Annotated in this window: 1 protein-coding gene, 2 tRNA genes and 3 rRNA genes; all 6 read left to right on the top strand. The window is 50.1% G+C overall.

Annotated features, from left to right (window positions below):
- Positions 1–414 precede the first annotated feature (414 nt).
- A 16S ribosomal RNA gene (locus tag HMPREF1028_RS12680) occupies positions 415–1,955 on the top strand.
- 101 nt (positions 1,956–2,056) lie between these two features.
- Positions 2,057–2,133: transfer RNA gene (locus tag HMPREF1028_RS12685), tRNA-Ile, on the top strand.
- A 5-nt stretch (positions 2,134–2,138) separates the two neighbouring features.
- Positions 2,139–2,214, top strand: a tRNA-Ala gene (locus HMPREF1028_RS12690).
- A gap of 431 nt (positions 2,215–2,645) precedes the next feature.
- Positions 2,646–5,537, top strand: a 23S ribosomal RNA gene (locus HMPREF1028_RS12695).
- A gap of 93 nt (positions 5,538–5,630) precedes the next feature.
- Positions 5,631–5,744 (top strand): 5S ribosomal RNA (gene rrf / locus HMPREF1028_RS12700).
- The 16S, 23S and 5S rRNA genes sit together here with 2 tRNA genes alongside, the layout of an rRNA operon.
- Positions 5,745–6,199: 455 nt before the next feature.
- Positions 6,200–6,490 (top strand): helix-hairpin-helix domain-containing protein, encoded by a 291-nt coding sequence (locus HMPREF1028_RS12705; RefSeq protein WP_009313167.1) that lies wholly within the window; start codon positions 6,200–6,202, stop codon positions 6,488–6,490.
- Positions 6,491–6,789: the final 299 nt, after the last annotated feature.

Genomic DNA, 6,789 nt, shown 5'->3' on the forward strand with positions numbered 1-6,789 from the left:
TCTGAAAGGGATTTCAGACGACCTTTGCTGTTGATTGAGTTTGGTTTGAGAATATTTTGAAATAAAAGTCTTTGTATTTCAGGTTGTTGTTAGGTTTTGTGGAATTTTTTGCGGTTTTGGGGGTTGACGGTTTTTGAGGAGGGGGGTATAGTTCGGTTCTTCGCTGCTTCGGCGGTGATTGAACGAACAGGTAAGTATATCACAGTTAGTCTGATTTTTCGAGGTTTTGAGAAAAGTTTTGATTGACAATGAGATGAAATGCTTTATAATTCGTTTTCGCTCTTTAACAAAACAGATTACCGATAAGTGTGAGTGCGACAGCCTCACACTGTTTGAAAGACAGACAAGATGATGTTTTAGACATTGTCCTGTTGGTTTCTTTGAAGCAGACCAGAAGTTAAAAAGTTAGAGATTGAACATAAGAGTTTGATCCTGGCTCAGATTGAACGCTGGCGGCATGCTTTACACATGCAAGTCGGACGGCAGCACAGAGAAGCTTGCTTCTTGGGTGGCGAGTGGCGAACGGGTGAGTAACATATCGGAACGTACCGAGCAGTGGGGGATAACTAATCGAAAGATTAGCTAATACCGCATATATTCTGAGGAAGAAAGCAGGGGACCATTTGGCCTTGCGCTGTTTGAGCGGCCGATATCTGATTAGCTAGTTGGTGGGGTAAAGGCCTACCAAGGCGACGATCAGTAGCGGGTCTGAGAGGATGATCCGCCACACTGGGACTGAGACACGGCCCAGACTCCTACGGGAGGCAGCAGTGGGGAATTTTGGACAATGGGCGCAAGCCTGATCCAGCCATGCCGCGTGTCTGAAGAAGGCCTTCGGGTTGTAAAGGACTTTTGTCAGGGAAGAAAAGGGCGGGGTTAATACCCCTGTCTGATGACGGTACCTGAAGAATAAGCACCGGCTAACTACGTGCCAGCAGCCGCGGTAATACGTAGGGTGCGAGCGTTAATCGGAATTACTGGGCGTAAAGCGGGCGCAGACGGTTACTTAAGCAGGATGTGAAATCCCCGGGCTCAACCTGGGAACTGCGTTCTGAACTGGGTGACTAGAGTGTGTCAGAGGGAGGTAGAATTCCACGTGTAGCAGTGAAATGCGTAGAGATGTGGAGGAATACCGATGGCGAAGGCAGCCTCCTGGGATAACACTGACGTTCATGCCCGAAAGCGTGGGTAGCAAACAGGATTAGATACCCTGGTAGTCCACGCCCTAAACGATGTCGATTAGCTGTTGGGCAGCATGACTGCTTAGTAGCGAAGCTAACGCGTGAAATCGACCGCCTGGGGAGTACGGTCGCAAGATTAAAACTCAAAGGAATTGACGGGGACCCGCACAAGCGGTGGATGATGTGGATTAATTCGATGCAACGCGAAGAACCTTACCTGGTCTTGACATGTACGGAACCCTCCAGAGACGGAGGGGTGCCTTCGGGAGCCGTAACACAGGTGCTGCATGGCTGTCGTCAGCTCGTGTCGTGAGATGTTGGGTTAAGTCCCGCAACGAGCGCAACCCTTGTCATTAGTTGCCATCATTAAGTTGGGCACTCTAATGAGACTGCCGGTGACAAGCCGGAGGAAGGTGGGGATGACGTCAAGTCCTCATGGCCCTTATGACCAGGGCTTCACACGTCATACAATGGTCGGTACAGAGGGTAGCCAAGCCGCGAGGTGGAGCCAATCTCACAAAACCGATCGTAGTCCGGATTGCACTCTGCAACTCGAGTGCATGAAGTCGGAATCGCTAGTAATCGCAGGTCAGCATACTGCGGTGAATACGTTCCCGGGTCTTGTACACACCGCCCGTCACACCATGGGAGTGGGGGATACCAGAAGTAGGTAGGGTAACCGCAAGGAGCCCGCTTACCACGGTATGCTTCATGACTGGGGTGAAGTCGTAACAAGGTAGCCGTAGGGGAACCTGCGGCTGGATCACCTCCTTTCTAGAGAAAGAAGAGGTTGTCGCATTCACACTTATCGGTAAACTGTAGAAGATGCGGAAAAATGCTTGAGTGAAGACAAGATTCGCTTAAGAAGAGAATCCGGGTTTGTAGCTCAGCTGGTTAGAGCACACGCTTGATAAGCGTGGGGTCGGAGGTTCAAGTCCTCCCAGACCCACCAAGAACGGGGGCATAGCTCAGTTGGTAGAGCACCTGCTTTGCAAGCAGGGGGTCATCGGTTCGATCCCGTTTGCCTCCACCAATACTTTCCAAATCAAAGCGAGTTAAAAGGCAGTATAACTGCTTTCTTTTTTTCTAATAGAGAAGTCTGCTGACGAATCAGTTTGACGGAAAAAGAAAGGCTGCTATAATAATCAGCTCATTTTGATTTGCGAAGTAAATAGCAATATTGAACGCATTGATCTTTAACAAATTGGAAAGCCGAAATCAACAAACAAAGACAATGTGTCTGTTTTTGATGATTGACCGATTGCAAACGGTCAGTTGTCTCCTGAACAGGAAAAGAAAAACAGGTACAGTATTTGGGTGATGATTGTATCGACTTAATCCCGAAAGACAAAAGGCGGGATTAAGACACAACAAGCAGTAAGCTTTATCAGAGTAGGAAATTCAAGTTTGATGTTCTAGTCAACGGAATGTCAGGCAAAGTCAGAGAAGTTCTTGAAATGATAGAGTCAAGTGAATAAGTGCATCAGGTGGATGCCTTGGCGATGATAGGCGATGAAGGACGTGTAAGCCTGCGAAAAGCGTGGGGGAGCTGGCAATAAAGCTATGATCCCGCGATGTCCGAATGGGGAAACCCACTGCATTCTGTGCAGTATCCTAAGTTGAATACATAGACTTAGAGAAGCGAACCCGGAGAACTGAACCATCTAAGTACCCGGAGGAAAAGAAATCAACCGAGATTCCGCAAGTAGTGGCGAGCGAACGCGGAGGAGCCTGTACGTGATAACTGTCGAGATAGAAGAACAAGCTGGGAAGCTTGACCATAGTGGGTGATAGTCCCGTATTCGAAATCTCAACGGTGGTACTAAGCGTACGAAAAGTAGGGCGGGACACGTGAAATCCTGTCTGAATATGGGGGGACCATCCTCCAAGGCTAAATACTCATCATCGACCGATAGTGAACCAGTACCGTGAGGGAAAGGCGAAAAGAACCCCGGGAGGGGAGTGAAATAGAACCTGAAACCTGATGCATACAAACAGTGGGAGCACCCTTGTGGTGTGACTGCGTACCTTTTGTATAATGGGTCAACGACTTACATTCAGTAGCGAGCTTAACCGAATAGGGGAGGCGTAGGGAAACCGAGTCTTAATAGGGCGAAGAGTTGCTGGGTGTGGACCCGAAACCGAGTGATCTATCCATGGCCAGGTTGAAGGTGCCGTAACAGGTACTGGAGGACCGAACCCACGCATGTTGCAAAATGCGGGGATGAGCTGTGGATAGGGGTGAAAGGCTAAACAAACTCGGAGATAGCTGGTTCTCCCCGAAAACTATTTAGGTAGTGCCTCGAGCAAGACACTGATGGGGGTAAAGCACTGTTATGGCTAGGGGGTTATTGCAACTTACCAACCCATGGCAAACTAAGAATACCATCAAGTGGTTCCTCGGGAGACAGACAGCGGGTGCTAACGTCCGTTGTCAAGAGGGAAACAACCCAGACCGCCAGCTAAGGTCCCAAATGATAGATTAAGTGGTAAACGAAGTGGGAAGGCCCAGACAGCCAGGATGTTGGCTTAGAAGCAGCCATCATTTAAAGAAAGCGTAATAGCTCACTGGTCGAGTCGTCCTGCGCGGAAGATGTAACGGGGCTCAAATCTATAACCGAAGCTGCGGATGCCAGTTTACTGGCATGGTAGGGGAGCGTTCTGTAGGCCGATGAAGGTGCATTGTAAAGTGTGCTGGAGGTATCAGAAGTGCGAATGTTGACATGAGTAGCGATAAAGCGGGTGAAAAGCCCGCTCGCCGAAAGCCCAAGGTTTCCTACGCAACGTTCATCGGCGTAGGGTGAGTCGGCCCCTAAGGCGAGGCAGAAATGCGTAGTCGATGGGAAACAGGTTAATATTCCTGTACTTGATTCAAATGCGATGTGGGGACGGAGAAGGTTAGGTTAGCAAGCTGTTGGAATAGCTTGTTTAAGCCGGTAGGTGGAAGACTTAGGCAAATCCGGGTCTTCTTAACACCGAGAAGTGACGACGAGTGTCTACGGACATGAAGTAACCGATACCACGCTTCCAGGAAAAGCCACTAAGCTTCAGTTTGAATCGAACCGTACCGCAAACCGACACAGGTGGGCAGGATGAGAATTCTAAGGCGCTTGAGAGAACTCGGGAGAAGGAACTCGGCAAATTGATACCGTAACTTCGGGAGAAGGTATGCCCTCTAAGGTTAAGGACTTGCTCCGTAAGCCTCGGAGGGTCGCAGAGAATAGGTGGCTGCGACTGTTTATTAAAAACACAGCACTCTGCTAACACGAAAGTGGACGTATAGGGTGTGACGCCTGCCCGGTGCTGGAAGGTTAATTGAAGATGTGAGAGCATCGGATCGAAGCCCCAGTAAACGGCGGCCGTAACTATAACGGTCCTAAGGTAGCGAAATTCCTTGTCGGGTAAGTTCCGACCCGCACGAATGGCGTAACGATGGCCACACTGTCTCCTCCCGAGACTCAGCGAAGTTGAAGTGGTTGTGAAGATGCAATCTACCCGCTGCTAGACGGAAAGACCCCGTGAACCTTTACTGTAGCTTTGCATTGGACTTTGAAGTCACTTGTGTAGGATAGGTGGGAGGCTTAGAAGCAGAGACGCCAGTCTCTGTGGAGCCGTCCTTGAAATACCACCCTGGTGTCTTTGAGGTTCTAACCCAGACCCGTAATCCGGGTCGGGGACCGTGCATGGTAGGCAGTTTGACTGGGGCGGTCTCCTCCCAAAGAGTAACGGAGGAGTTCGAAGGTTACCTAGGTCCGGTCGGAAATCGGACTGATAGTGCAATGGCAAAAGGTAGCTTAACTGCGAGACCGACAAGTCGAGCAGGTGCGAAAGCAGGACATAGTGATCCGGTGGTTCTGTATGGAAGGGCCATCGCTCAACGGATAAAAGGTACTCCGGGGATAACAGGCTGATTCCGCCCAAGAGTTCATATCGACGGCGGAGTTTGGCACCTCGATGTCGGCTCATCACATCCTGGGGCTGTAGTCGGTCCCAAGGGTATGGCTGTTCGCCATTTAAAGTGGTACGTGAGCTGGGTTTAAAACGTCGTGAGACAGTTTGGTCCCTATCTGCAGTGGGCGTTGGAAGTTTGACGGGGGCTGCTCCTAGTACGAGAGGACCGGAGTGGACGAACCTCTGGTGTACCGGTTGTAACGCCAGTTGCATAGCCGGGTAGCTAAGTTCGGAAGAGATAAGCGCTGAAAGCATCTAAGCGCGAAACTCGCCTGAAGATGAGACTTCCCTTGCGGTTTAACCGCACTAAAGAGTCGTTCGAGACCAGGACGTTGATAGGTGGGGTGTGGAAGCGCGGTAACGCGTGAAGCTAACCCATACTAATTGCTCGTGAGGCTTGACTCTATCATTTGAAGAACTTCAAATAAAAAGCTTACTGACTGATTCAGTCATCACCAAATATATTGATTAAGGCTTTGCCGATTTGTACAGTTTAAGTTTGGCGGCCATAGCGAGTTGGTCCCACGCCTTCCCATCCCGAACAGGACCGTGAAACGACTCAGCGCCGATGATAGTGTGGTTCTTCCATGCGAAAGTAGGTCACTGCCAAACACCTATCCTAAGCCCCTGACAGATGTCGGGGGCTTTTACTTTTACCTTATATTTTATTCATACCTTTACTTGAAACTCGTCATTGCCGTTCCTTGCCTTCTTGCTATGGCTGACTTATAGTGGATTAACTTTAAACCAGTACGGCGTTGCCTCGTCTTGTCGTACTATCTGTACTGTCTGCGGCTTCGTTGCCTTGTCCTGATTTAAATTTAATCAACTATACTCACGAATGGAGATGGGTGGATGCGACGATAGCGCAGCAGGTAAATGTGACGGATAGGGAGGGTGCGGGTAGAATAGGGATGTTGCAGAATCAATACATAAAGAGATAGTAAACTAAGAAATCTTCAGGTATCGTTTGAACGGAAACGGTAAGACGGATATGATAGCCAACTATTTTACGGTGCCGCACACACAGGCATCATCCGCATTCACAAACTATGGAGTATCTTCTTATGAAAAAATTCCTCTTTGCCGCCCTCTCCCTGCTGACCGCTTCGCTGTCGCTGGCCGCCGTCAACATCAATACCGCTTCCCCGTCCGAGTTGGAAGCCCTGCCCGGTATCGGCCCTGCCAAAGCCAAAGCCATCGTGGACTACCGTCAACAACATGGTGCCTTCAAATCGGTCGAGGAGTTGAAAAACGTCAAAGGTATCGGTGAGGGTATCTTCTCCAAACTGAAGGCGGAGGCAACCGTCGCCCCGGCCGCTCAAAACAAAGCCGCCACCCCCGCCGCTAAAAAATAAACCCGAGTGCGCCCGCCCGAATAGGGAATGTGCGCAGATGCAAACCCGGTGATGAAAAGGCCGTCCGAATCCAGTCCGGAGTCGGACGGCCTTCGTGTCGGGCGGGTAAGGCTGACATGCCTGTCCCGCTTCATTCGGCCGTCAGATCAGGATGCATGGGGAAACCTATGTGGAAAGGTCGGCTGAAAAGGTAGCGGGCTGCAATACTGCCTTAGTGTGCGCTGTGAGAAGGCTCGTTATTGGAAACGACTGCCTTGCCGGCGCACTATGCCGACTACGTCTCCACCAAATAGCGCGTT

The organism is Neisseria sp. GT4A_CT1, assembly GCF_000227275.1.
Taxonomy (GTDB): domain Bacteria; phylum Pseudomonadota; class Gammaproteobacteria; order Burkholderiales; family Neisseriaceae; genus Neisseria.